Raw genomic sequence first — 26,528 nt, forward strand, 5'->3', positions numbered from 1 at the left:
GTAGATGCTGCTCGCCAAGAAGGGAAAGCAGCAGAGCAGGAAGAAAGACTTCTAAGCATTTGAAATCTAGTAAAACCTTGATAGGTTTATGCAAACGTTTGTCTTTTTAGTGCGATAACCGCAACCATTTGGCAACTAACCGAGCTTCGATAGCAGATTTGGCTAAGGAACTGAACATCTCAGTTTCCACGGTTTCGCGTGCGCTGAACAACCACACCAGCATCAGCGAAAGCACGCGCAAACGCGTGTGGCAGCTGGCAAAGGAAGTGAACTACCAGCCGAACCACTTGGCGGCGGCGCTGCGCAAAGGCCGTAGCAACCTGCTCGGCGTGATGGTGCCCCACATCGAAGGACATTTTTTCTCGTCCGTGATGCACGGCATCGAGACGGTGGCGAGCAAGTCGGGCTTCAACATCATGATTTGCCAGTCGAATGAAAATGTGGCAAATGAGCGGAAGAACATCGAGTCGCTGATGAACGCGCAAGTGGAGGGAATCCTCGTTTCGCTGGCACGCAACACGCACGATTTCAAGCACTTCGATAAGGTGGACAACTTGGCTATTCCGCTGGTGTTCTTCGATCGGGTGCTGGAAGGCCTCAACGTCAGCTCCGTCATCATCGACGACTACCTGGGTGCTTACCAGGCCGTTACCCACCTCATTGAGCAAGGCTGCCAGCGAATTGCGCATTTTGCCGGCCCGCAGCACCTGAACATTTATAAGAACCGCCACCGCGGCTACCTCGACGCCCTGCGCGCCCACGGCCTGCCGCTCGATGAGCAGCTCGTATACACCTGCGACATGCGAACCGAAGACGGGACCGAAGGCATGGAGAAGCTGCTGGCCCTTGATGTGCCGCCGGATGCCGTGTTTTCTTCCAGCGACTTTTCCATAGTAGGGGCCATGCAGGTGCTCAAAGCCCGCCAGATCCGAGTGCCGCAGGATATTGCGCTGGTGGGTTTCAGCAACGAAACCTTCACCTCCCTCACCGAACCTAGGCTTACCTCCGTCGACCAGCGCTGCGAGCAGATGGGGCAATCGGCAGTAAAGCTCTTCCTGGAAATGCTGGAAGACAGATCAGGAAGTTTCTCGCCGCGCCGCATTGTGCTTCAGCCTGAACTGCTGGTGCGGGAGTCGTCGCTGCGAACGTAATAGCGTCAGCTGTTAGCTATTGTTTGGGAGGCTCCACGTCACGGTCATGTAGTACAGCCCGCCGATGCTAGGTCCGCCCAAAAACGAGTAGTAATAGTGGTTCAGCACGTTGGTGGCTCCTAGCTTGAAGCGTAGATTCGGTGCGGGTAATGTGTAGCTGAGCTGCGCATCAAGGTTGCCGTAGGCGGGCACGTCGCCGTTCACCAGAAACGTTTGGGAGTAGTAGCGCGTCTGCCAGCGGTAGTTCAGGCCGAAACCTAGGTTCTTGTAGGCGTTTTCATTGCCCAGGCTCAGGTTGTAAGCCCAGCGCGGCGTGTTGAAGCCGTCTTCCAGACCGTCGCCGTTGGCGGTGCGGTCGAGGCGGGCGTAGGTGACGTTGGCGCCGGCCAGGTAGCCGCCGGCTAGCTCATAGCGCAGGCCGGCGCTGCCGCCGTAGTTGTTCACCTTGCTTTGGGAGTTCGTCCAAAGCCGGTAGCGGTTCTGACCGTTGCGGTTGCTGAGGTAAATGGCCGTCGAATCAGGGTTCAGCGTCTTGGGTACGTACGCCTCTACCTGCGCGATGAAGTCGCGGTAGGTGTTGTAGTAGAAATCAATGTCGAGCAGCAGCCGACCGCCGGGTAGCAGCGCGGCTTTGTAGCCTAGCTCCAGCGACTTGATGTGCTCGGGGCTCAGATAGGTGTAGGGGTTTTTCACCAGCAAACCCTGGTTCTTCTCAATCGCCCGCGCCCGGCTCAGCTTATTTACGTTCACATCGTTGGCAATGGCGGCCGTGAAAGCATCGATGCTGGTGCGCAGGTAGCTGTTCTCAAACACGCCATTCGACATCACCCGCAGCCCGCCCACTCGCTGCACCTGTCCGCTGTTCACGTTCGAAAAACCTTCAAACAAGCTCGGAAAGCGGTAGCCGCTCTGGTAGCTCACCCGAAAATTGTGCTGCTGGGTGGGCGAGTACACGGCCGTAAACCTAGGGTTGAAACGAGTGTTGAAGTAGTCGTTTTTATCGGCGCGCAGCGTGGCGGTGAGCCGTACTTTGTCTTGCAACAAACGCGCCCTGGCCTGCACGAAGCCGCCCGTTTTGCTGTAGGTCAGGTTGTCGTTGAGCGGATCTTTGCCGGGGTTTGGATTAATAAAATAATTGCCATCCGGCACGATGACGTAGGTGCGGTGGTCGGCGCCAACCAGTAGGTCGATGTATGCTGGCAAAAAGGAATTGCTACTCCGGCGCAATGCCTCGCCAATATTCACCTGACCCTCGGCATGAATCAGATCCGACTGCACGCGCAAGGCAGCCCCTTGGTCCCAGTTGTTGATGTCTTGCAGCTTTTTAAGTTGCTCTTTAAAGGCTGGCGTACCCGGCTGATAGCGACCTAGGTCGGCAGCAGCGCGGGCGGTGGCATGCGCTTCGGCTATCGTCTGGCCGGCTTGCGTGGCGGCGTTCCAGGCTTTCGTATAATCCTGATTCCAAACAGCATCGGGCTTGTAGCTGCGGTCAAGGTTCTCGGCCATCGAGCGCAGATTGTACGATTGGCCGGTATTCTCGCGCGTCAGGTAAGCGCGCGCCTGCACCACCGGGCCCATGAGCGAAACGGCGTGCTGCTGCAAGCGGTAGTCTTGCAGCCGAAAGCGGTTGGAGCGTTGGTAGATGTTGTCGAGCACCGCCACGCGGTAGGTGTAGGCCAACTCGGTTTCGCTACCTGGCTTGTAGTGCAGCACCGCGTCGGCCTTAATGGTCTGGAGCTGATAATCCGTCACATCCTTCTCGTTGTAACCCGTGCGCGCCACCGAGTAGCTTTTGCCACCCAGCGTCAGCGTGCTGCGATCCGACGACTCATTGCCGTAGCTGCTCACCGGGTCGCGGGCCGGATTCTCGGCACCAAACAAGCCCGTCGTAGCATTCCCGCTGGAGTTTATGTCGGCTTGGTCGTTGGCAATCCAGTCGTAGCCCCGATTGAAGGTGCCGTTCACCTTAAAAGCTAGCTTCGGCGTTAGCACCTTAGCGTAGCGCACGCTCGTTTCGGAGTACAGCTTCACGCCCGTATTCGGGTCGTTTACGTGGTTGAGGCCAGTCTTCTGCTGCACACTCAGGCCTTCGAACGAGAAGGGGTTCTTGGTCGTGAAGTTGGCTAAGCCGTTGATGGCATTCAGCCCATAAAGCGCGGCAGCCGTGCCCGGCACAATCTCAACGGTGTTGATATCTAAATCATTTGGCCCGAGTGCGTTCCCAATCGGCCCGCCAATGTGCGGCGCCTGGTTGTCGATGCCATCCACGAGCTGCACGAAGCGGACATTGGTAGTATTGGAGAAGCCCCGGGCATTGATGACTTTGAAACCTAGGCTCGGCGTAATCACCTGCACGCCCTTCACGTTTTCAAGGGCATCGAAGAAGGAGGGCGTGGGCGTCAGGCGCAGCGCACGGGCGTTCAGCTTCTCCACCGTCACCGGCGACTGCAAGATGCTTTCCTGCACGCGCGAGGCGGACACAACTACCTCACTCAGTGCATGCTTCTTGGTTGTGAAAATTGTGTCAACCGCAGGCTTAAGAGAGGCACGGCGAGTAGGGGAGACTTGTGCCCGCACCGGCAACGCAGGCAGCAAACCCAGAAAATACAGCAGTAGCCGTTGGTGCATACAAACGAAAAGCAGGGGTATGGCTCCGCTTACGGTACCTAGGTTTTTTCGTTATGTATGAAAAAATATAACGTGTTTGGCCGGCGAGCTATGCCTTCAAAAGATCAGCTTCCTGTTCCATAAACTGCTGAAACCTAGCCTGCATACCCCGAAACATCTCCACTACCTGTTTGCCTTCGACCGTAAGAGCGGCGCCACCGCCTTTTTTGCCACCGGCCTGTGTCATCACCAAGGGCGTGCGCACCTGCGCGTTCATCGAACTAACTAAGTCCCAGGCTTTTTTGTAAGACATGCCCATAGCCTGCGCCGCTTTGGAAATAGAGCCGTAGGCGTCAATCTTCTCTAATAGTTCGAGGCGGCCGATGCCCAGAAATCGGTCGTTGGTACTTTCAATCCAGAGGCGGCCATTCAGGGTAAAAGCTAGGTTTTCGAGTAGAAGATCTTTCATAGGAGTGTTTAAGGTCGGCTAAAATCGGTGAAAACGGTAGCTACTACGCTACAGATTAGAATTTGGTATCGGCAAATAGCGGAAGCTAGCCCCATATTTTACTTCCCGCGCAGTAGGAATACTGGCTTGGAAAATGCTAACGCCTACTCTGCGCAGGCGAACACAATGTAAGTGCCATCGGCGCGTTTCATTACGATACAGTAAGTAGATATTATTGTACTTAGCTTAGACCGGGTGGTGAGGACGTCTGCGCAACATGCTATATTTTATCGGGCTTATATAGTTAAAAATGTGCCTGATTACACTAGAAAACGGTTTTAGGTCTTTCCATTCAAAGTATGACCCTTTTTTCCGAAATTGTAGCCGTCTTATTAGGTTTTGACGGAATTCGTATGAAGCATCCTGCTTTTCGATGGGTTTGTGTAGTGTTGCTGGGGCTAGGTTTTCCAACGTGGGCGCAGCAAACCAAGCCCCAAGCGTCTAAACAGGCGCCGGCCGCGACGCCTGCGGTGGCGCACTTCACAGGCAAGCTGTCGAGCGAGCCGGAGCAGTTCATCACCGATGTGCAGGCGATGATGGCTATCGGCAACAGCGCTGCCGCCAAAGCCAGCGGCGCGAAAATGCAGCAGCTATGGGCCAGCAACAAGCTCACTGCCACGCAACAAGCCAAGATTGTGGCTCTGTCGCAGCAGATGCTCACCAAGCACTTCAAGCCGCGCCCTCACTTTGAGTCGCTGTTCAAAAGCATTACGGCCGCCGCTATGGTGCAGTCCTTCAGCGACCAGCAGATGGATGAGCTGCTGGATGTGATCAGCAAAACCGTAGAGAAAGACCCCGGTCCCGACGCGGAGAAGTTCCTGAACAGCACGGCGCAATTTCTGACTACCAGAGCTTTGTATAACTCGCGCTACAGCACCTTGCGCGTGGCGGGCGGCACGTTCTCTTTCGCTTACAACGAAACAGATAACCCCTTGCCGGCGCCCGTGCCTATCGTGCCGCCGAAACCAGTAGCCCCAGCACCCGCTCCGACGCCGGCAGCGCCCGCGAAAGCTACTCCCGCCAAGGCCGCCAAACCCGTAGCCAAGCCGGCTCCCAAAAAGAAAAGCAGCAGCGGCTGGGATACCGGCGACCTGTGGGGCGACTCGGGCAGCAGCGGCAGCAGCGGCTGGGGCAACGATGATGGCTGGGGCACGCCCAAGAAGAAACCCGTAGCCAAAGCGCCGGTGAAAACACCGGCCAAGGCGGCTACTCCCGCCAAAGCGCCCGAGCCGGAACCGGAGCCCGAACCAGAACCTAGCCCAGCCGTCAGCTACGACACGTACATGGCGCCCCCGACCCGCGGGCCGGTGCTCGTGATAAAGGATGCGGACCTGTACATGGCAACGGGCGGCGACTCTATCGTGCTGCATAAAACGAGTGGCATCGTGGTGGCCTCCAGCCACCGTTTCGTGGGGCAGGGCGGGCAATACGCCTGGAGCGTGAAGGGCAACCCCGTCACGGCCGACCTCACCAGCTACGATTTTGACTTGAACAAGCCGGAGTTTACGGCGCAGCCGGTTACGCTCACGTATCCGGCCGTGCTGGAAGCGCCCATTCAGGGTGCGCTGTCTTACAAAGGGTTGAAGAAAAAGCCAGGAGCTACCGATACGGGCTATCCGCGTTTTATCTCGCTCACCAACGATGCCAGGGTCAAGAACATCGGCCAGAATATCCGCTACTACGGCGGCTTTTCCATGTCGGGCGGGCGCACACTGAGCGCGGCGCTCGACCAGTCGCTTTCGCGCATCTTCGTGGATGTTGACGGCAAAACGAAGTTCCGGGCGGCCTCCCGCGCTTACACCCTAGGTGACTCTATCATCACAGCCGACCGCGCTTCCGTCACGATTTTCCAGGACAAAGCTGACTCGCTCACGCACCCCGGCGTGAAGCTGAAGTTTGCCAAGAAAGGCGAAGTATTGCAGCTGACCCGCGAAAGTGGCCTCTACAAAACCACGCCCTACGTCGATTCCTATCACCAGATGGAAATCTCAACGGAAATGCTGACGTGGCCGCTGCGCACACCCTACATCGACTTTGCCATTCTGACGGCCAAGAACCAGGTGACGGCTAACTTCGAGTCGAAAGAATTCTACACGAACACGCGCTACCAGCAGATCAAGGCCATCAACAAGCTGCACCCCTTGCAGATGGTGGTGGGCTACAGCCAGAATCATGGCAATGTGAAGCGGTTTACGGTGCAGGATCTTTGCCAGGATCTGAACCTGAAAGATTCCAACGTGCGCTCAGCGGTGGCCGGGCTAGCCCGCGACAGCTACGTGCAATGGAACCCACAGACGGAGCAGATTACCCTCTTGCCAAAGGCCACGCACTACGTGGTGTCGTCGCGGGGCAAGAAGGACTACGACCATATTGCCATCAAGTCACTGTCGCCATCGGGGAAGAACGCCACACTCAACCTGAACAACAACGACCTGATCGTGCGCGGCGTGGACCGCTTCAACTTCTCCGATGACTCCATCACGGTGTACGTGAAGCCGGACAGCAGCATCATCCGGATTCAGAAAAACCGGGGCGTGCAGTTCAACGGTACGGTGGTGGCCTCGGCTTTCGTGTTCAAGGGCAAAGAGTTTAAGTTTGACTACGACGGCTTCTTCATCGAGCTGACCAAGATTGACTCTATTATCGTGAAGGGCAAAGGCTCGAAAGGCTCGGTAATGCGCGCCCGCCGCGAGCAGGACTTCACGCTCACAAACAAAGACAAACAATCGTCGGGTAAGCTCTTCATCAACCGACCCGACAACAAATCGGGCCGCAAAAAGCTAGGTGCCTATCCGTCGTTTGATGCGTCGACGGGTGCTTACGTGTTCTTCAACAACCCCGAGGTGCTGGGCGGCGCCTACGATACCACGATCTACTTCGATATTCCGCCCTTCAAGATTGACTCGCTCAACAACGTAAACCGCTCAGCTATTGGCTTTGCCGGCACGTTCAACTCCGGCAACATCATGCCGAAGTTCAAGACCAAGCTTTCGTTGCAGGATGATGGTGCCCTAGGTTTCAACTACGATTTGCCGAAGGAAGGCTTCCCGGTATACGGCGGCAAAGGGCGCATTTTCAATAAAGTGCGCATGAGCAACCGCGGTCTGCAAAGCATGGGCGACCTGAAATACCTGACCGGTACCTTTGGTAGCGAGCAGTTTATCTTCTACAAAGACTCCGTCGTGACGGTGGGTAAAACGGGCATTATTGCCCAAGGGCCGCTCAATAATGTTGAGTTTACGAACGTCTCGCTGCTGCCCGGCTACCAGATGAAGTGGGTGGTGAAAGCCGACTCGATGTACCTGAGCACCCAGCGCGATGGCCAGCCGATGAAGATGTACGCCAACGCCTACAGCTTCAAAGGCACCACCATCCTGACGCCGGGTGGCCTCTACGGCGACGGGCGCATGGACGGCCCGCAGTCGTTCATCCGCTCCCCGCAGTTTGCCTTCAAGCCGACCAGCTACTCGGGCAAGCGCTCCACCTTTAGTATCAAGTCGGCGCAGGCCAACAAGCCGGCCCTGACGGCTAACAACGTGGCCTTTAGCTACGATGTAAAAGGCGGCAGTACCGAATTTGCGCGGGAAGAAGGCGACAATAAGTCGAGTATCGACCTGCCTTACTCGGAATACAAAACTACACTGAGTGGCGGCAAGTGGGACTTCAAGAAGAAAATCGTGCAGCTGCGCGTAGCCGCCGGCGCCGACTCTTCCCGCTCTTACTTCTACTCGACGAAGCCCGAACAACACGGCCTGAAATTCCGGGCGGCTACCGGCCAGTACGACCTGAGCCGCTACCGCCTGATAGCGGGCGGGGTGCCCTACATTGCGGCCGCCGACGCTTGGATCATGCCTGACAGCAGCAAGGTGTACGTAATGGCCGGTGCGCAGATGCGGGGCTTTAAGAACGCCGGCATTGTGATGGACTCGATAGCGAAGTTCCACAACCTGTACAACGGTGAAATCACCATTCAATCGCGCACGGCTTTCACCGGTACGGCCCTTTACAAGTACAAAAACGCCACCGCCGATTCATTCGCCATCAAGTTTTCGAGCTTCAACGTCGATTCGGCAGCGGCTACACGCGGGGCGCTGGCCCAGGCGGGTAAGGGCGGCGGAAAGGGTTTCTTGCGCGCTAAAAAGAGCGGAGATACCAACGAGCCTTTCGCGCCGCCAACTGTGGCTATTGCCAAAGTAGCCGACTCGGAGAAGTTCCACCTGGCTCCGCGCATCGCGTACCGGGGCAACGTGGCCCTGAACTCGCAGCAGCGCGGCTTCACCTTCGATGGGCAGTCGCGCCTAGAGTTTAGCAAGAATGCCAATGCCTCTCAGTGGTTTGCCGTGCAGGATAGTATTGACCCTAAAGCCTTAAAGATCAAGATTTTAGAGCCCAAGACGGAGGATGGTGCGCCCATGCACACGGGTCTGTTCGTGTCCAGCACCACCTCGAAGCTGTACCCGCTCTACGTGGCTACCAAACCCGACGTGACGGACATGAACCTGTTCACGGTAGATGGCGCGCTGACCTTCGACGCCAAGAAGCACCTGTTCACCATCTCGCGCATTGATCCGAACAATCCAGATATCTACGAAGGAAATGTAATGACCTTTGCCGACTCGTCGGCCGCCGTGACGTTACGCGGCAAGCTGAACCTGATCAACTCCAACAAAGACTACACGCTGACGGCCGCAGGCCTAGGTACCGCCAAGCCCGACAGCAACAAGTACGCCCTCGATACCTTCCTGGCCTTCGACATCAACATGCCGGAGAAGGCCGTTGAGGCCATGGCCGATGACATTGCCCGCAACACGAAGGGCGCGCCGGAAGCCTTAGATGGCTCGCAGGCGCAGCTCTACAAGATGGGCGAGTTCATCGGCAACAAGGAGGTGCAGAACTACGCCACACGCAAGAGCGGTTACGTGGCCTTGCAGAAGGTGTCGTCGAAATTCCTGCACACGCTGGTGCTGAACAAAGTGGATCTGCGCTGGTCGGAGAAGCAGAAAGCGTGGTATTCGGTCGGCAAGATTGGCCTGGCGAGCGTGGGCAAAAAAGACATTAATGCCTTGATCGACGGCTACATCGAAATCAAGAAAGAGGCTACCGGCGACGCGGTGGAGCTGTACCTGGAAGCGGAGCCACTGACCTGGTACTACATCAAGTACACCAACAATGTGCTGCTGGCCAAAGCCCAGCACGGTACTTTCGACGAGATTATCGGCCTGAAAGCCAAAGGTGACTACAACACCGCCACGCAGTACGGCTTCTACCTAGGTGATGACCAGACGGTGCAGGATTATCTGGTGCACTTCCGCAAGGAGTACAACGTGGATAACAAAGGCAAGAAAGCGGCGCCCGTTGTGAGCAGCGGCAACAACTACGATACGATGGAGGAGAGCGGCAAGAAAAAGAAGAAGAAAGGCAAGGGCGACTCCGAAGAAGTAGAGCAAATTCCGCAAACGGCCGACGCGCCCATGGAGGAAACCGGCAAGAAGAAAAAGAAAGGCAAGGAAGAAGCCGGTAGCGCCTTCGATACCGGCGCTACGCCGCCCGCCGCTCCGGCTGAAGACACAAGCAAGAAGAAAAAGAAAGAAGAAAAAGTAGAAGAAGCCACCCCGCCGGCCGACGCGCCCACGGAAGACCCGAAAAAAGAAAAGAAGAAAAAGAAGAAGGGCGGAGACGACCCCTTCGGCGAATAACCACCTAGCCCCGCTCGGTTTCCGCGGCGGGGCTTTTTGCGTGCAGCTTCTTCGGAACCTAGCTTTCTACGCCAACCGTAAAATTGCGTATAAGGCTCCTGGAGACTCTTATATTTGACCACCCACCCTAGCCCGCCCTCTTCTGCTATGAACTTCCCCGGTGTACTTGGCCTGCTTGTCGCGGCCTATCTTCTTGGCTCCATTCCCACGGCGTTGTGGGTTGGGCAGCGTTTCTTCGGCCTCGATATCCGGGAGCATGGCTCGGGCAATGCCGGCGCCACTAACACCTTCCGGGTACTGGGCAAAAAGCCGGGCTCCTTGGTAATGGCCGTGGATGTGTTGAAAGGCTGGGCTGCCACCTCGCTGGCGCAGGTAATGCTAGGGCAGGGTGCGATTCAGGAAGACCAGCTGCTGTATTTTCAGCTAGGTTGTGGTGTGCTGGCGGTGCTAGGTCACATTTACCCCATCTTTGCCGGCTTCCGAGGCGGCAAGGGGGTGGCAACGGTGCTGGGCATGATGCTAGCTATTGCGCCGCTCACGGTGGGCGTGTGCCTACTGGTGTTCCTGATCATGCTCTTTATCTGGCGCTACGTGTCGCTCTCCTCCATGACGGCGGGGCTAGCTTTTGCCTTGTTGCAGCTGTTGCCGCCGTTCCGCCCCGACAACTCGCTGCTGCTCATCTTCGGGTTTGTGCTGGCCGGCCTGCTGATTTATACGCACCGGGCGAATATCCAGCGGCTGTTGGCTGGTACGGAGAGCCGGGTGCCGTTGTTTGGACGGCGGTAGCGTGCATTACTATATTCTCATAAACAAGATGCCTTCATATGAGTAATGATCAGAGCAACGCAGTATCTAAGCTTTTGACAATTGATTTTGCTAAGTTTCTAGAAAGTATTCCACCTGGAAAGCTAGTTGAAGTTCCTGATTTAGGAATCCTTGATAATAGGGCTGCATACTTAGAGGAAAATACTAAATTAAATAAATGTGACATAAGGATTTATTGTGATCATGAATCATGTAATGGTATTAGATTCTTTCGTCGTATAGAAAAGGGCAATGAGTATCTTAAAACCGAAGATCATAGCTTTTTATATATAAGCTATCAATGTTCAAATTGTAGATATACGACAAGAACATATTCCTTAGCCTTAAAGTATAGAAGAAGACGAAAATATTAGTTTGTATGATCCTGGTTTTAAAAAAGGGACTGCATATAAGTTTGGAGAACTTCCTGTATTTGGGCCTCATATTTCCAATAAATTATTGAAAATGGTTGGAGCAGATAGAGGATTGTTTTTCAAAGGAAGGACTTGTGAAAACCAAGGATTAGGCATTGTTGCTTTCGCATATTATAGGAGGGTCGTTGAAAATCAAAAAAATAGGATACTAAATGAAATCGTCAAAGTAGCTGAAAAGATAGGTTCTGAAGAAGAAACAATTAAACAGCTCAAGCAGGCTATACAAGAGACGCAGTTTACAAAAGCTTTAACTATGATTAAAGCTGCATTACCGCAAAGCTTACTAATAAATGGGCATAATCCTTTGGCTTTACTTCATTCAGCTCTTAGTGAAGGTTTGCACGGTCATAGTGATGAAGAATGTTTAGAGTTAGCTACTAGTGTTAGAGTCGTATTATCCGAATTATCGGAGCGATTAGCACAAGCGCTTAAAGATGATTCTGAAGTTTCAAAAGCGTTACAGAATTTAATTAGTAAAAAATCAGGTAAATAGTAAAGTAGTATAGCGTTTATTGATCAACGACTTCTGACTAGTATCGTTGTGTAACTGTTAGGCCAAATATGATAGAAGCCTTATGGTAGTTAAGCAACTATTCCCACCAACCACCAGCTTAGTTACCTTTACCCCAGATTCTAACTAACGCTACTGCCGCATGGCTTCCTACCTCCAAGATAACCAAGACCGTTTCCTTACGGAGTTGATCGATTGGCTACGTATCCCGAGCGTTTCGGCCGATCCTAAGTTTCACGGCGACGTGCTGAAGGCTGCTGACTACCTCAAAACCCGGCTCGAAGAAGTTGGCCTGGAAAACGTGGAACTGTGCCAGACGGCCGGCAACCCCATTGTGTACGGCGAGAAAATAGTAGACCCTAGCTTACCCACGGTACTGGTGTACGGCCACTACGACGTGCAGCCCGCCGACCCCTACGAGCTGTGGACCTCGGGCCCGTTTGAGCCCGTTATCAAAGACGACAAGATCTACGCCCGCGGTGCCTGCGACGACAAAGGCCAAGTGTACATGCACGTAAAAGCCTTCGAGGTGATGATGCAGAACGGCGGCGTGCCCTGCAACGTGAAGGTGATGGTGGAAGGCGAGGAGGAAGTGGGCTCCAGCAACCTAGGTATTTTCGTGCGCGAGAACAAGGAGAAACTCAAGGCCGATGTTATCCTCATCTCCGACACAGGCATGATTGCCAACGATGTGCCCAGTATCGAGGTAGGTCTGCGTGGCTTGAGCTACCACGAAGTGGAGGTAACCGGCCCCAACCGCGACCTGCACTCCGGCCTCTACGGTGGTGCCGTGGCCAACCCCATCAACGTGCTGTGCAAGATGATAGCGAGCCTGCACGACGAGAACAACCACATCACCATCCCCGGCTTCTACGACAACGTGGACGTGCTGAGCGAGGCCGACCGCGCCGAGCTAAACCAGGTGCCGCACTCCGACGAAGAGTTCAAGCAAAGCATCGGGTTGCCGGCCACCTACGGCGAAGAAGGCTACACGACTGTAGAGCGCATCGGCATCCGTCCGACGTTGGACGTGAACGGCATCTGGGGCGGCTACACCGGCGAGGGCGCCAAAACGGTTATTGCCTCCAAGGCTTTCGCCAAAATCTCGATGCGCCTAGTGCCACACCAAACCTCCGACGAGATTACGGCGCTGTTTCAGAAGCACTTCGCCAGCATCGCGCCCGAGGGTGTCACGGTGAAAGTACACCCCCACCACGGCGGCGAGCCGGTCGTGACGCCTACCGATTCGGTGGCTTATAAGGCCGCTGCCGATGCCATGGAAACGACGTTCGGCAAGCGTCCTGTGCCTACTCGCGGCGGCGGCTCCATCCCGATTGTGGCCATGTTCAAATCGGAGCTAGGTATTGATACCGTGCTGCTCGGCTTCGGCCTCGATTCGGATGCGATTCACTCGCCTAACGAGCACTTCGGGGTCTTCAACTTCCTGAAAGGCATCGAAACGATTCCGCTGTTTTACCAGAACTACGCGGCGGCTTTCAGCAAGTAGCAGCAAGACCTAGGTTCGTGAACAACAAAAAAGCCCGGCGCTACTTAGGCGCCGGGCTTTTGGCTTCCGAGGCAGGCTCCTTTTCCGGAGCCCGCGGCTTACTCTTCTTGCCGCCAAATAGATAACCCACGTAGAACTGTAGTGTGCTGTTGTAAATCCGGAGCGTGGTGCTGCCTTGCCCCGTAGGGTTCGGAATAGATTTCTCAATGGCGCTCAGGCCGCGGGTATAGCGCCAGCCCACGTTAAACCCTCCTGGGTCCTGGTAGCCAAAGCCGACCGCCACACCGTACCCGGTCTTGGAAACTGTAGTGGTAGTAGCAGGATCGATGAACGTAACCGGCCCCGAGGAACGGTAGAAGCTGATCTGCGGGCCGGCCTCGAAGAACAGGCCTGCTATGTTGGCTTTCAGCAGCAAAGGCACATCAATGTAGGTGAGCGACGAATTGATGGACGAATCGGTGGCGGTAGCCTGGTCGCCTTTGATAGAATACAGCACTTCCGGCTGAAAAGAAAGCACACTGTCGCCTAGCAGACCCAGGCTGATATTGGCCGTCAGACCCCCATGATAGGCAAAGCGTAGCTTGCTCTGCTGCACATCTTTCCCCACGCCGTTACCTAGGTTGGCGCCTGCTTTAAGCCCCAGCCGCAAGCGCTGCGCCTGCCCCGGCAAAGCCAGACTAACCATCAGCAGCACAGATACCAGAAACGTTTTCATCGGAGAAGCTAGGTACATCGGAAGCGAGGAGCTGGAAAATAGTAGGTAAAACTACGCATTACGTGCCAGCCGTTTTCGCAACAGGTGTGCAATGCCCGGTAAACCTTTATTGAGGAAGCTCACGTTCAGCACCAACCCGCCCTGACCGCCGTACTTGGTGCTGTAGTAATTTTTATCAGCAGCCTTGCCGGCCAGCTGCGAGGCCATGCCGCCTGCTTTGAGGCCAACAGAAATTCAGAAGAGTAAAGCAAAGGAGCTGCAAACCTAGGTCGGGCGAAATGGAGCGGAAATGAAGAAAGATAAGGGTCCGACCAGGGCAGGAGTGCAAGCGCCAAGGTAGGCGCCGCCGCCCCGCACCGTGACTCATAATCGACCGCAGCAGCCTTTTCACCGATAGAGAACAAACAAAACGCCCGGCTCTCGACGGAGAACCAGGCGTTTTGCCTGAGTGGATGAAGGACGGCTACTTGCCGCTCGGGAACAGGAAACCCAGGGATGCCTGAAACACCGAGTTGCGGGCGTTGCGCAGGTCGTCGCCCTGGTAGCCATTTTTGGTGAAGTCCGTGAAGGAGCCGTTGTAGCGCACGTCGAGGATAGCACCTAGCACTTGCACGCCAACTCCGGCCGCGTAGCCTATTTCAAAGCGGTTCACATTGTCGAGGTCTTGCTCAGTGGCTGTGTAATCGATCTGCGAGCCGTTGAAGAAACGCCGGGTTTCATCCTTGCGGTTGAGCAGATAGCTAAGCTGCGGACCGGCTTCGAAGAAGATCGGTCCGGCTTTGATTTTAGCCAGCACCGGCAAATCGAGGTAGTTGTAGTTAGCTTTGCCTTCGTAGCGGTACGAGCCAAATAAGGCCGAGCCATCGTTTTTGAAGCCTTTTTGCGAATACAGCAACTCCGGCTGTAGCGACAGGAAGTTATCAGCCAGCAGGGGCACGTTTAGCATGATACCACCTACGAAACCCGTTTTATTCTGGAATCTATCCTCATCTTCCAGGTCGCCCGAAAGGTTAGATAAGTTGGCTCCGGCCTTGATGCCGAGGCGTACACCTTGGGCGCGGGCTTCAAAGGACGAAATGGAAGTAACGAGCAGCAGGGTGAATACTGCGAGAAGAAGCTTTTTCATGGGTGAGAATAGTAAGAATGGTACAACTCCACTTGTTTGAAGGGCCATAGCGGCTAACGTAAACCGGGATTGATCTCAACAAAAAATGGACTGTCAGGTAACGAGCAGTCCATTCTTTGTTTCCATATCAAGCCGCAAGTTATTTACCCCAAGGAACTAAGAACCCAACCTGAGCGGTGAAAGCACGGTTAAATGCTTTCGGTTCGTTCTTCGCACTTACATCCTTCGTATCGAACAAGGTTTTAAGACCTTGGTTGTAGCGCACCCCGATGCTGAAGCCACCAGCCGTTTGGTAACCTAGGCCAGCTACAGCGCCAATGTCAAAACTGGCGAGGTCTTCTTTCGCCTTATCAGCACCCGACTCTGATTTGTAATCTGCAACACCGCTGGTTGCAGTATACTTGTATTCTTTAGTAGTCTCAGCCTTCGAGGCAACCATATAACCTACTTGCGGACCTAGCTCGAAATACAAGCCCGAGCCACCTGGAGCCGTGTTGATACGCACGGGAATAGGCAGGTCGATGTAAGACAGAACACGTTTGTTCTCGTACTTAAACTTTTCCAGGCTTGCGCTACGGCTCTGATCGACGTCTGCGTTGGTCGTGAAGTTCGACTTAGCCTCATAGCTACGCTCAAACCCTTTGCGGTTGTACATCAGCTCGGGCGCCAGGGTCCAGAAGCCGTCGCTGCTCAGCGGAAGCTGATAAGAAATACCAGCGTTGTAACCTAGCTTGTAGTTCAGGTCGCCGCTATAGCCTCTTACCTGGTCAGCATTTTTGCCGCCGATAGTAGAAAGTGTTCCGCCAACACGGATGCCAAGGCGCGGGCCTGATTGAGCTTGTGCCAGGGAAGTGCTAGCTGCGGCAAATACAGCAATTAAGGCAATGTTTTTCATAAAAGTGCAGGTAAACTTGAAAGACACCAGTTGATTTCGGGCGCAGAATTTGGCTCCGAAGTGCATGCGTGAGAATGAGCGTAAAGTGTCTTTCCTATGTAATCTTGATTAGAGCAGATTGAGCAATTTGTATCCTTCGTGAGTGCATAAAGCACTAGGGAAGGAACTTGGCTTTATACGCCTGAAATGAGACGATAGTTGATTAATTAATTAAATTAATTAATTGGTAATGAGAATATTAAATGCATTTAATAGGTGCTTATTAGCACTAAGAAGCGGGTTGCCATATGACAACCCGCTCCCTGACTTTAGTGCTTTTCGAAGCTAGGTTCTGCTTACTTAGTCGGAATCAGATAGCCGACTTGCAGGGTGAAGGCATTGTTGAAAGCTTTCGGCTCATTGTCTGTGTCCTTGCTATCAATCAGCGAGTTGAAGCCACGGGCATAACGCAGACCAACACTAAAGCCACCGTCGGTCATGTAGCCTACACCGGCCACGCCGCTGATATCAACATTCGACAAATCGCCTTTGTACTTCTCCTTACGAATGCCACCTAGATAGTCGACAAATTCCGAGCGGTCTTCGGTCTTGTCTTTATCGCCGTTGGTGTACTTGGTCGTCGTCTGGTTTTTCACGCGCGAGCCAAACAGGTAGCTAACCTGCGGACCTAGCTCGAAGAAGAGTCCGCCAGCGTTGATTTTGGCCAGAATAGGCAGGTCGATGTAGTGTAATACACGTTGCTGCTCGCTTTCGATCTTGGAAACGTTGGCGGGCAAACCTGTCTTCTGAGTTGACGAAATTTCGTAGCCTTTGCGGTTATAGAGCAACTCGGGAGCCAGAGAGAAGAAGCCGTCGCTGCTGAGTGGGATGCTCAGCGAAACGCCTGCATTATATCCTACCTTATAATCGCCGATAGAAGTGCTGTAGCCAGAGCCCGCAAATTGCGAAACGTCATCACCCGAAACGTTCGAGTAGGTAGCACCAGCTTTCACACCAATTCGGAAACCACCCGCATCTTGGGCGTGAACTAAAGAAACAGAGGCAGCAGCTGCCAGCGTGAGAGAGAGAAGCTTTTTCATAAAGCGTAGATAAACTTGAAAGACAATAACCAAGAGCAACGCACAGTTGAGATAAACCACGAGCGTGCGGTATGGGCGTCTATAGCGTAATAAAAAATAAAATGTTGCGGCTTAGCTTGTAATTAATTTGTAAAAAATACTTAAACTCGAGGTCCTGTTTCCGACAACGTAGTAACACATAACCGCTTATCGCGGAAGGCTCGACAGCACGTTTCCGCAACGTCGCGCGGTAGCTTTCGTTATTTTTGGGGTATTGCTTATCTGGCTATGCTCCAATTATCCTCTTTTCGTCTCCTCTTTGCGGGCGTGTTATTACTCGGCTTGTTGCTGGGCGTACCGTTGTGGGGAAGAGCGCAGCCAACTGCCTCTGTGCCGGCCAGGCCGGTTATCGTGGGGGCATATGCACAAGGAAGCTTTATCATTGCGCACACGCCAGCCGTGAAGCACTTGGCTGTATCACACCCAACTGGCTTTGAGCTGAATGTGCAGCGGCAAACAACTGGCTTAGCACCCTGGCACGCGTGGTACCGCTACCCCAAAATAGGGTTGGCGCTGGTGTACTATGATTATCACAATCCGGTGCTGGGGCAATCGTACGCAGCTAGTATTTACTTGAACAAAACCTTCCTGCGCACCGCACGGCAGGAGCTAAACTTCCGGCTGGGCACGGGACTGGGCTATTTTACCAATGATTTCAGCCAGGAAACCAACCACAAGAACACTATCATCGGCTCCCACCTGAATGCGACGCTGCAAATGCGGGTGGAGTACGATCTGGCGGTGTCGGAGCACCTAGGTTTGCTGGTGGGGCTAGGTCTGAATCACTACTCCAATGGCGCTACGACCAAGCCTAACTTCGGCATCAACCTGCCGTCGGTGGTGCTGGGCCTCAACTATCACCAGCAGCGGCCTTTCCGGCCCATGCTGCCTGCCACCGATGATAAGCCAATTGACGTAGGGCGCAACTTCCTGAACCTGAGCACCAGCCTAGGCTACAAGCAGCGTAATGAATCGGATCAGCGTAAGTACCTGGTCAACTCAGTATCGGCGATTATCGGGCGCCGTATGAATCGCAAGAGTAACCTGCTGGTGGGCGTTGAGGGCTTCTACGACCGTTCATTAAGTGCCGAGCTGCGCGATACGGTCCGTGCCGGTGAACGGCTGCCCGACGTGAAAAAAGCAGGCCTGCTGGTCGGGCACGAGCTGCTCTTCGGGCGGCTGGCTGTTGTGTCGCACCTAGGTTTCTACATCTACAATCCCTACAAATCCAACAAGTTCTACTACGAGCGACTCGGGTTGAAGTACCACTTTACGGATGTGCTCTTTGGCGCCGTTGATTTGAAAGTGCACCGCGGCGCCGCCGACGTAATCGAGTGGAAAGTAGGCGTGAAGCTCTGAAGCTAGCCTCTGCGGCGTTTGGCAGCTGACACCTAGAACCTAGCGTTGCTTGACCAACGCTTGGTTGATCCGCTTCACCAAGGCCGGTCCTTCATAGATAAAGCCTGTGTAAAGCTGCACCAGCGCCGCGCCGGCAGCTAGCTTTTCCTGCGCATCAGCAGCCGAGTGAATGCCGCCCACACCGATAATTGGCAAGGCGCCGTCGGTGCGACGGTGCAGGTAACGGATGATTTCGGTGGCGCGCTGCCGCAGCGGCCGTCCGCTCAGCCCGCCCGCACCAGCCGCTGTCACGCGCGACTCTGTCGTTTGTAAGTCGGCGCGGCTGATAGTCGTATTGGTTGCCACAAGGCCGCTGAGCTGCGTTTCACGGGCAATGGTCAGGATGTCATCGAGCTGACCATCCGTGAGGTCGGGTGCAATTTTGAGCAGCAGCGGTTTGGGCTTGGGCCTGGCTAGGTTGCGCTCCTGTACTTGTTGCAGAAGCCGGATAAGCGGCTCCTTCTCTTGTAGTTGGCGCAGGTTAGGCGTATTCGGCGACGATACATTAACCACGAAGTAGTCGACTACTTCAAACAGCTTCTCGAAACAAGCAATGTAGTCAGTTGCGGCTTGTTCGTTGGGTGTGTCTTTGTTCTTGCCGATGTTGCCGCCGATGATGATGTTGGAACGACGCCGATGAAGGCGCTCGGCTACCACCGCTGCGCCTTCGTTGTTGAAGCCCATGCGGTTGATCAGGGCTTCATCTTCCGGCAGGCGAAACAGGCGCGGAGCCGGGTTGCCGGGCTGCGGCCTCGGTGTCACCGTTCCGATTTCTACGAACCCGAAACCTAAAGCGGCTAGCTCGTCAGTGAGCACCGCGTTCTTATCCAGCCCTGCCGCCAAGCCGATCGGGTTCCGGAACGTTAGGCCAAATACCTCCCGAGCTAAGCTAGGATGCTGATAATCGTAGAGGCCGCGCATCAGCGCCGCCGTGCCTGGCACCCGAAACGTCCGCTTCAGGTTGTCGAACACAAAATGGTGCGCCCGCTCGGCATCCAGGCGAAACAGCAGCGGCTTGATAACAGCTTTGTACATAGCAGCGCAAAGCTACAGAAAGGTGAGTTGGCGAGGTGGTGGAATAGTGAGTTGGTAGAAATGGTGAGTTTAGTATTCTGTTCGCACGAAGATCACAGCAAACTCACCACCTCACCATTTCACCACTTACCCCGCCCAACCTTCGCGGTCGAGGCTGCGGTATTGTATGGCTTCGGCCAGATGCTCGATGCGGATTTCCTCGGCGCCAGCCAAGTCGGCAATGGTGCGGGCCACTTTCAGAATGCGGTCGTAAGCGCGGGCCGAAAGACCCAGGCGCTCCATCGCCGTCTTGAGCAAGGCGCGGCCGGCCTGGTTGATCTGACAAATATCCTTTACCATCTGAGGCGGCATCATGGCGTTGGAATGCACGTCGGGAAATTCTTGAAACCTAGCTGTCTGTACAGTTCGGGCCTTTTCGACGCGTTGCTGGATATCGGCGCTCTTCTCCGATTTGCGCGTTTCCGTCATCTGGTCGAAGGTCACGGGCGTGACTTCCACATGCAGGTCGATGCGGTCGAGCAGCGGGCCACTGACTTTGTTGAGGTAGCGCTGCACCACGCCGGGGCCGCACACGCACTCTTTCTCCGGGTGATTATAATAGCCGCACGGGCACGGGTTCATGCTGGCGATGAGCATGAAATTGGCCGGAAAGTCAATGCTGACCTTGGCCCGCGAAATAGTTACGCGGCGCTCTTCCAGCGGCTGCCGCATCACTTCCAGCACCGTGCGCTTAAACTCCGGCAGCTCATCCAGAAACAGCACGCCATTGTGCGCCAGCGAGATTTCGCCCGGCTGCGGATTGCCGCCGCCCCCAACCAGTGCCACATCCGAAATCGTGTGGTGCGGACTTCTGAAAGGCCGCGTACTCAAGAGCGAAGCATTGGTGCCTAGCTTACCAGCTACCGAATGGATCTTGGTGGTTTCCAGGGCTTCCAGCATGTTCAGGGCGGGCAGAATGCTAGGTAAGCGCTTGGCCAGCATGGTCTTGCCCGCGCCGGGCGGCCCGATCATTATCACGTTGTGGCCGCCGGCCGCCGCTATTTCCAGGGCCCGCTTGATGTTCTCCTGACCCTGCACGTCGGCAAAGTCGGCGGTGTACTGGTTGACGGAGTGCTGAAAGACATCGCGCGTGTCGACTTGCAGCGGCTTGATTTCCAGCCGACCTTCGAAGAAGTCAATGGCTTCCTGCATCGTCTCGACGGGAATTACGTCGAGGTTATTTACAATGGCTGCTTCCTGGGCGTTTTCTTTGGGCAGAATGAAACCCTTAAAGCCTTCCTTACGCGCCTGAATGGCAATGGGCAACACGCCGCGAACAGGCCGTAAGGCGCCATCAAGGGCTAGCTCGCCCATGATGATGTAGTCGCCGAGTTGCTCGGTCGTGAGCTGCTGCGAAGCGTGCAGAATACCTAGAGCAATAGGCAAGTCGTAAGCCGAGCCTTCCTTGCGGATATCAGCCGGAGCCATGTTCACGACCACCTTGGTGCGCGGCATCCGGTAGCCCCGAAACTTCAGCGCCGCCTCAATACGCTGCTGGCTTTCCTTGATGGCGCTGTCGGCCAGCCCCACAACATAGAATAAAGTGCCCTGCGATACAACAACCTCAATCGTGATAGTAGTGGCATTAACACCCTGAACGGCTGAGCCGTAGGTTTTCGTAAGCATAAAAAAGGACTGCGCTGAGCAATAAGGCTAAATGGGACGCAAGAGAACATGAAAAATCGTGCCCATAACCCACCTGAGCAATTTGCCGTCAGCCATGCTTTTGGCGCTATAGAATGGAATCAAGCTACTGGCACGACCAGTTGCTCGATCAGCATAATCAGAATGTGGATGACCTTGATGTGGATTTCCTGAATCCGGTCGGCGTAGCCGGTGTGCGGCGCCCGAATTTCCACGTCGCTCAGGGAAGCTAGCTTGCCGCCGTCTTTGCCGGTGAGGCTCACGACCGTCATACCTAGCTTGCGCGCAGCTTCCACGGCCCGCAGAATGTTCGGCGAGTTGCCGCTGGTGCTGATAGCCAGCAGCACATCGCCGGGGCGGCCCAAGGCTTCCACGTAGCGGCTGAACACGTAGTCGTAGCCGTAGTCATTGGCGACGCAGCTCATGTGGGAGGCATCAGTAAGGGCAATAGCGGCCAGGGCCGGGCGGTCGCTGCGGTAGCGGCCGCTGAGTTCTTCGGCGAAGTGCTGAGCGTCGCAAAGTGAACCGCCGTTGCCGCAGCTGAGCAGTTTGCCGTTGTTTTGCAGGCTGGCAGCCATCAGCTGAGCGGCTTGCTTGATGCGAGCTAGGTTTTCGGGCTCGGCCAGAAAGCGGTCCAGTAAGGCGCGGGCTTCAGTTAGCTCAGCCCGAATGAGGTCGGTGAGAGGAACAGTCACGAAAAGAGTATTACAGCGTCGGGCGGTTGTCGTGGCCCGGTGCCGGGGCGGGTGGAATAATAACGTTGGGCTTCTCCATTGGCGCATTCGCCAGGCCGGGGTCCTGCTGCGGAAACATGGGCGAATGCGACGCAGGCGTTGTCGTGGGAGCAGGGGCAGCAACCGGCGCCGCCGTGACGGAGCGCTGCTGTAGCTCCCGGTCGCGCTGCTCCATCTGATGATCGTAGAGCTTGGCTTTCAGCTCGTTAACCTTGCTTTCGTGCCGCGAAATATCACGGTGCAAACCTAGGTTGTGTACGTTTTCAACAAGCAACTCCAGCGCCAGCAGAACCAGACCGGTGATAAACAGCGTGTTGTAGAACGTAGCCAGGTTATAAGCGCTGTCAGGGTTGCCGATGGTGCCTGCCGTGTTAAGACCCAGGGCCGAAGCGAACGTGTCGCGGGTGGCCGGGCTGAATACAAACAGCAGCGCCAGCAGCAAATACACCATGGCGACGACGTTGACAATGCGTTTGAGCGTAAGCATAAGGGTAGGGGCTAGGGTGAACAGAATCAGGCCTACTACGCAAATTAGGGCTTAATAGATGGCGGCAGGTTTCCGCGTGAGCCCAAAGCTACGTCCTTCTTTACACCAGTGCGGCATTCGTTTGCAATTGATTCAGACGCTGATACAAACCGCCCGAACGGCGCAGCAACTCCTCGTGTGTGCCGCGCTCTACAATGCGGCCATGTTGCAGTACCACAATCTCGTCGGCGTGCTGCACGGTGCTCAGGCGGTGGGCAATAACCAGGGACGTGCGGCTCTGCATCAGACGCGTCAGGGCTTCCTGCACCAACTTTTCCGATTCGGTATCCAGTGCCGAAGTAGCTTCATCGAGAATCAGAATGGGCGGATTGCGCAGAATGGCGCGGGCAATGCTCAGGCGTTGGCGTTGCCCGCCGGAAAGGCGCGAGCCCCGGTCGCCAATGAGTGTTTGGTAGCCATCGGCTGTGGCCGTGATGAAGTCGTGGGCGTTAGCAATTTTGGCGGCTTCAATAACCTGTGCTTCGGTGGCTTCGGTGTTGAAGCGGATGTTGTTGAAGATGGTGTCGTTGAACAGAATGCTTTCCTGCGTTACGATGCCCATCTGGTCGCGCACGGAGTGGATGGTGCAGTCGCGCAGGTCGTGGCCGTCGATGAGAATCTGCCCGCCGGTGGGATCGTAAAACCTAGGTAGCAAGTCGGCCAGCGTTGATTTGCCGCCGCCTGATGGACCAACCAAGGCGACAGTCCTGCCTTTGGGGATAATCAGGTTAATATCCTGAAGCACAGGTTGGTCGCCATAGGCAAATTGCAGGTTGCGCAGCTCAATCTGCTCCCGGAAGGGCGGCAGCACGCGTGCGTCGGGCTGGTCGCGCACCGTTGGCTCCGTGTCGATGATGCTCAGAATCCGCTCACCGGCTACCAGGCCGCGCTGGATGTTGCTGAACGCGGAAGACAACGCCTTAGCGGGCACTAGAATCTGGGAAAACAGGATGATGTAACCGATGAAGTCCGCCGCTTCCAGCTCCGACTGGCCGCCGAGCACCAAAGTGCCGCCGAAATAAAGCAAGCCAGCCACCACCGTCACGCCCGCAAATTCGGAGAAGGGTGAAGCTAGGTCGCGGGTGTTGTCGATGTTTTGAGCGGTGCGGGCGTACTGTTCGTTTTGGGCGCGGAACTTCTCCTGAATGTAGGGCTGGGCGTTAAAAGCCTTGATAACGCGGATGCCACCTAGGGTCTCGTCAATCACCGACAGCATCGTACCTAGGGTCGATTGGCTTTGCTGAGCTTGGCGCCGCAGCCGCTTGGATACGGTGGAAATCACACCGCCCGAAATCGGCAGCAAAATCAGCGTAAACAGCGTCAGCTTCACCGACATAGAGAACAGCAGCACAAAGAAAGCAATGATGGAAAGCGGCTCCCGAATGACGGCCGTCATGGTGTTCACCACGGAGGTTTCCACTTCCTGCACATCATTGGTGAAGCGCGACATCAGGTCACCCTTCCGCTCGCCGGAGAAATAACCTAGTTGCAACTGCGTGATTCGCACGTACAAAGCCTCGCGTAAGGTGCGAATAACCCGCGCCCGTACCCGCGCCAGAATCCGCAGGCTCAGGTAGCGGAACACGTTGCTCATCAGCACTGATACCACCACCACTAAGCACACAAAGGTGAGTGCCCCCACGCGCCCATGCGACTCAATAATCTGGCTGAAGAAGTAGTTGAAGGTGTCCTTTATATAAGCTGTCGAGAGCGAAAAGCTAGGTAGCACCGCCGGCGCCTCCGACGTGTGCTGCTCCGTGGTGTTGAACAGCACATTGAGTAGCGGGATGATAAGCGTGAAGTTGGCAAGCCCGAAGAAGATAGCCAGTACCGTGCACACAACATATTGCGGCAGGAAGCTGGTAAAGGGTCGGGCAAATTGCAGAATGCGGAGGTACGTCTTCATGGGGCCGCAAAGGTAGCGCATTCGGCGTGTCGGCTTTGTAGCACCACAGTGAATGGCCTAAGTTAGACTGGCAGCCTAGGTCGATAAAGACGGAAGAGCAATGAAATTACACGAGTGTTGTAGCAGCCTTATTTCAGCTCTTGGGAGTATACGCCCGATGTATTATATGGAACCATCTTATGTGGCAACGTTCCCGATAACGTTTGCACAAATAAGTAGACATATTAAGGCTGATAATACTGATCTAATGATTTAACATTAATCGAATATTAGCTTGTCTGTACGTTGGGGTTTCTGCGCCTACTTAGCATTGCTGCTATTGTTAGTACCTTCTGAAGAGTGAAGATGCTCATGTAATCCTGGGTTTCTTAGTAACTAGCGGCCTGCTTGGCATCAGCTCAATTTCCTGATTTACCACCTCAAAATAACCCACTCTTGAAAGTTCTATTCTCGTCTGCGCTGCTCGTCCTTGGAAGTTTGCTGACGCATTTGGATGCCACCGCAGGCCCAAATCCACCGTTGCCTTTGGTCAAGACACCTGAGTTTCGCAAAGACACCGTTAACATCACCAAGTTTGGCGCCGTCCCCGACGGCCTGACGAAATCAACCGCCATCCAGCAGGCCATCGACGCGTGCAGCAAAGCCGGTGGCGGAGTGGTGCTCGTGCCCCGTGGCCATTGGCTGACAGCGGGCATCGAGATGCGCAGCAACGTGAATTTGCACCTGGCCCAAGGAGCCTTCGTGCAGTTCAGTGACAACCACGCCGACTATCACCTGATTAAAACAAGTTGGGAAGGCGTGGCCGCCGTGCGTAATCAGGCCTTGATCTACGGTGAAAACCTCGAAAACATTGCCGTGACCGGGCAAGGCGTGTTCGACGGCGCCGGCAATACGTGGCGCGCCGTAAAGAAGAGCAAGCTGACCGAAACCGAGTGGAAGCGCCTGACGGCTTCCGGCGGCGTGGTGAATGATAAAAAGGATACATGGTATCCGTCGGCGCAGTCGTTGAAAGGCTCGACCATTCCGGAAGCGTTTTACATCCGGGAAGGCAAACAAACCCCAAAAGACTTTGAAGACATCAAAGACTTTCTGCGGCCCGATATGATTGTGTTGGCTAGCTCCAAACGTATTCTGCTAGAAGGCGTGACGTTCCAAAACTCGCCCGCCTGGACGATTCACCCGCTGATGTGCGAGGATATCACTGTTCGCAACGTGCAGGCGCTGAATCCGGAGTACGGTCAGAATACCGACGGCATCGACCTGGAGTCATGCAAAAACGGCATTCTGGAAGGCAGCACCTTCGACGTGGGCGATGATGGCATCTGCATCAAGTCGGGCCGTGATGAGCAGGGCCGTAAGCGCGGCATGCCGACCGAAAACTTCATTATCCGCAACTGCAAGGTGTACCACGCCCACGGCGGCTTTGTTATTGGCTCCGAAATGTCGGGCGGCGCACGCAACATTTACGTTTCCAACCTAACCTTTATGGGCACCGACGTCGGCCTGCGCTTCAAGGCAGCGCGCGGTCGGGGCGGCGTGGTCGAGAATATCTTCATCGACAAGGTAGATATGAAGGACATTGTGGGGCAGGCCATTATTTTCGACCTGTACTACATGGCTAAAGACCCCGTACCGCTGGCTGGCGAGTCGACAGCGCCGCCGGTTATTAAAGCGGAGCCGCTGAATGAAGGCACGCCGACGTTCCGACACATCGAAATCAAGAACGTAACCTGCAACGGTGCCGAAACCGCCATCATGCTGCGCGGCTTGCCCGAGATGCCTGTTAAGGACATCAGCATCGAAAACGCCATTTTGCAAAGCACGAAGCCCATGCTGTGCATCGAAGCCGAAAATATCCGGCTGAAGAACGTAACCCTGATTTCGAAGGAAACGAAGCCGGTGCTGGAGATTCAGAACAGTCAGAACATCAGCTTCGACAACCTGAAGTACACGCCTGGCGCCGACCTGCTCATGCGCATCACCGGCGACCGAACCAAGAACATCAAGCTCACCAACACCGACACGAAAGCCGCCAAGAAAGACGTAGAGCTAGGTGACAAGGTGTCGAAGAAAGCAGTGCTGGTTTCTAAAAAGTAAGTTTCTTGTCTGATGGACTTCAGTCTGGACAGATGCAACGGCGTTTCGACGTCGTGCATTTGCCCAGACTGAAGCTG

19 protein-coding genes are annotated in these 26,528 nt (G+C 55.0%); 7 read left to right on the top strand and 12 right to left on the bottom strand.

All coding sequences use genetic code 11. The features are described 5' to 3' along the window. Positions 1 to 158 precede the first annotated feature (158 nt). Positions 159 to 1,151 (top strand): LacI family DNA-binding transcriptional regulator, encoded by a 993-nt coding sequence (locus tag IEX74_RS07980; RefSeq protein ID WP_229755148.1) that lies wholly within the window; start codon positions 159 to 161, stop codon positions 1,149 to 1,151. A 12-nt stretch (positions 1,152 to 1,163) separates the two neighbouring features. Here the strand turns inward: IEX74_RS07980 and IEX74_RS07985 are convergent, their stop codons facing one another. After that, a complete protein-coding gene (locus IEX74_RS07985) occupies positions 1,164 to 3,779 on the bottom strand; it encodes a TonB-dependent receptor (RefSeq protein WP_188812872.1) in 2,616 nt (871 codons plus the stop codon). 88 nt (positions 3,780 to 3,867) lie between these two features. After that, positions 3,868 to 4,227: a winged helix-turn-helix domain-containing protein gene (locus IEX74_RS07990; RefSeq protein ID WP_188812874.1), complete on the bottom strand. Its 360-nt coding sequence runs from the start codon at positions 4,225 to 4,227 to the stop codon at positions 3,868 to 3,870. A gap of 338 nt (positions 4,228 to 4,565) precedes the next feature. Between IEX74_RS07990 and IEX74_RS07995 the strand changes: the two genes are divergently transcribed. The 4 genes from IEX74_RS07995 (at position 4,566) to IEX74_RS08010 (ending at position 13,218) form a co-directional block, all read left to right on the top strand. Next, positions 4,566 to 9,962: a hypothetical protein gene (locus IEX74_RS07995; protein WP_188812876.1), complete on the top strand. Its 5,397-nt coding sequence runs from the start codon at positions 4,566 to 4,568 to the stop codon at positions 9,960 to 9,962. Positions 9,963 to 10,109: 147 nt separating this feature from the next. After that, the gene (gene plsY / locus IEX74_RS08000) at positions 10,110 to 10,748 is read left to right on the top strand and encodes a glycerol-3-phosphate 1-O-acyltransferase PlsY (RefSeq protein ID WP_188812877.1); all 639 of its coding nucleotides are present in this window, start codon (positions 10,110 to 10,112) and stop codon (positions 10,746 to 10,748) included. A 393-nt stretch (positions 10,749 to 11,141) separates the two neighbouring features. Beyond that, positions 11,142 to 11,693 (top strand): hypothetical protein, encoded by a 552-nt coding sequence (locus IEX74_RS23155; protein WP_229755149.1) that lies wholly within the window; start codon positions 11,142 to 11,144, stop codon positions 11,691 to 11,693. Between the two features lie 160 nt (positions 11,694 to 11,853). After that, positions 11,854 to 13,218 carry a dipeptidase gene (locus IEX74_RS08010; protein WP_188812880.1) on the top strand — a complete coding sequence of 455 codons (1,365 nt, stop codon included), beginning with the start codon at positions 11,854 to 11,856 and terminating at the stop codon, positions 13,216 to 13,218. A 40-nt stretch (positions 13,219 to 13,258) separates the two neighbouring features. Here IEX74_RS08010 and IEX74_RS08015 read toward each other — a convergent pair whose 3' ends face one another. The 5 genes from IEX74_RS08015 to IEX74_RS08035 form a co-directional block, all read right to left on the bottom strand. Beyond that, a complete protein-coding gene (locus IEX74_RS08015; RefSeq protein ID WP_188812882.1) occupies positions 13,259 to 13,933 on the bottom strand; it encodes a porin family protein in 675 nt (224 codons plus the stop codon). 51 nt (positions 13,934 to 13,984) lie between these two features. Further along, positions 13,985 to 14,140 carry a hypothetical protein gene (locus tag IEX74_RS08020; RefSeq protein ID WP_188812884.1) on the bottom strand — a complete coding sequence of 52 codons (156 nt, stop codon included), beginning with the start codon at positions 14,138 to 14,140 and terminating at the stop codon, positions 13,985 to 13,987. 256 nt (positions 14,141 to 14,396) lie between these two features. Further along, a complete protein-coding gene (locus IEX74_RS08025) occupies positions 14,397 to 15,059 on the bottom strand; it encodes a porin family protein (RefSeq protein WP_188812886.1) in 663 nt (220 codons plus the stop codon). Between the two features lie 139 nt (positions 15,060 to 15,198). Further along, positions 15,199 to 15,954 (bottom strand): porin family protein, encoded by a 756-nt coding sequence (locus IEX74_RS08030; RefSeq protein ID WP_188812888.1) that lies wholly within the window; start codon positions 15,952 to 15,954, stop codon positions 15,199 to 15,201. Positions 15,955 to 16,289: 335 nt separating this feature from the next. Then, the gene (locus IEX74_RS08035; RefSeq protein ID WP_188812890.1) at positions 16,290 to 17,033 is read right to left on the bottom strand and encodes a porin family protein; all 744 of its coding nucleotides are present in this window, start codon (positions 17,031 to 17,033) and stop codon (positions 16,290 to 16,292) included. Positions 17,034 to 17,300: 267 nt separating this feature from the next. On the opposite strand from IEX74_RS08035, the gene IEX74_RS08040 reads away from it, so the two are divergent. Further along, positions 17,301 to 18,431 (top strand): acyloxyacyl hydrolase, encoded by a 1,131-nt coding sequence (locus IEX74_RS08040; RefSeq protein WP_188812892.1) that lies wholly within the window; start codon positions 17,301 to 17,303, stop codon positions 18,429 to 18,431. Positions 18,432 to 18,470: 39 nt separating this feature from the next. On the opposite strand, the gene IEX74_RS08045 is transcribed toward IEX74_RS08040, so the two are convergent. The 5 genes from IEX74_RS08045 to IEX74_RS08065 all read right to left on the bottom strand — a co-directional run bounded on the left by IEX74_RS08045 (position 18,471) and on the right by IEX74_RS08065 (position 24,354). Next, positions 18,471 to 19,505: a quinone-dependent dihydroorotate dehydrogenase gene (locus tag IEX74_RS08045; RefSeq protein ID WP_188812894.1), complete on the bottom strand. Its 1,035-nt coding sequence runs from the start codon at positions 19,503 to 19,505 to the stop codon at positions 18,471 to 18,473. A 126-nt stretch (positions 19,506 to 19,631) separates the two neighbouring features. Then, positions 19,632 to 21,170: a YifB family Mg chelatase-like AAA ATPase gene (locus IEX74_RS08050; RefSeq protein ID WP_188812896.1), complete on the bottom strand. Its 1,539-nt coding sequence runs from the start codon at positions 21,168 to 21,170 to the stop codon at positions 19,632 to 19,634. A gap of 119 nt (positions 21,171 to 21,289) precedes the next feature. Continuing rightward, positions 21,290 to 21,883 (bottom strand): D-sedoheptulose 7-phosphate isomerase, encoded by a 594-nt coding sequence (gene lpcA / locus IEX74_RS08055; protein ID WP_229755150.1) that lies wholly within the window; start codon positions 21,881 to 21,883, stop codon positions 21,290 to 21,292. A 10-nt stretch (positions 21,884 to 21,893) separates the two neighbouring features. After that, entirely contained in the window at positions 21,894 to 22,409 is a 516-nt protein-coding gene (locus IEX74_RS08060) for a hypothetical protein (RefSeq protein WP_188812900.1), read from the bottom strand. A 100-nt stretch (positions 22,410 to 22,509) separates the two neighbouring features. Further along, a complete protein-coding gene (locus IEX74_RS08065) occupies positions 22,510 to 24,354 on the bottom strand; it encodes an ABC transporter ATP-binding protein (RefSeq protein ID WP_188812902.1) in 1,845 nt (614 codons plus the stop codon). A gap of 435 nt (positions 24,355 to 24,789) precedes the next feature. Between IEX74_RS08065 and IEX74_RS08070 the strand changes: the two genes are divergently transcribed. Continuing rightward, positions 24,790 to 26,451 (top strand): glycoside hydrolase family 28 protein, encoded by a 1,662-nt coding sequence (locus tag IEX74_RS08070; RefSeq protein WP_229755151.1) that lies wholly within the window; start codon positions 24,790 to 24,792, stop codon positions 26,449 to 26,451. Positions 26,452 to 26,528 lie beyond the last annotated feature (77 nt).

This window comes from Hymenobacter cavernae, from assembly GCF_014641455.1.
In the GTDB taxonomy this organism is placed as follows: domain Bacteria; phylum Bacteroidota; class Bacteroidia; order Cytophagales; family Hymenobacteraceae; genus Hymenobacter; species Hymenobacter cavernae.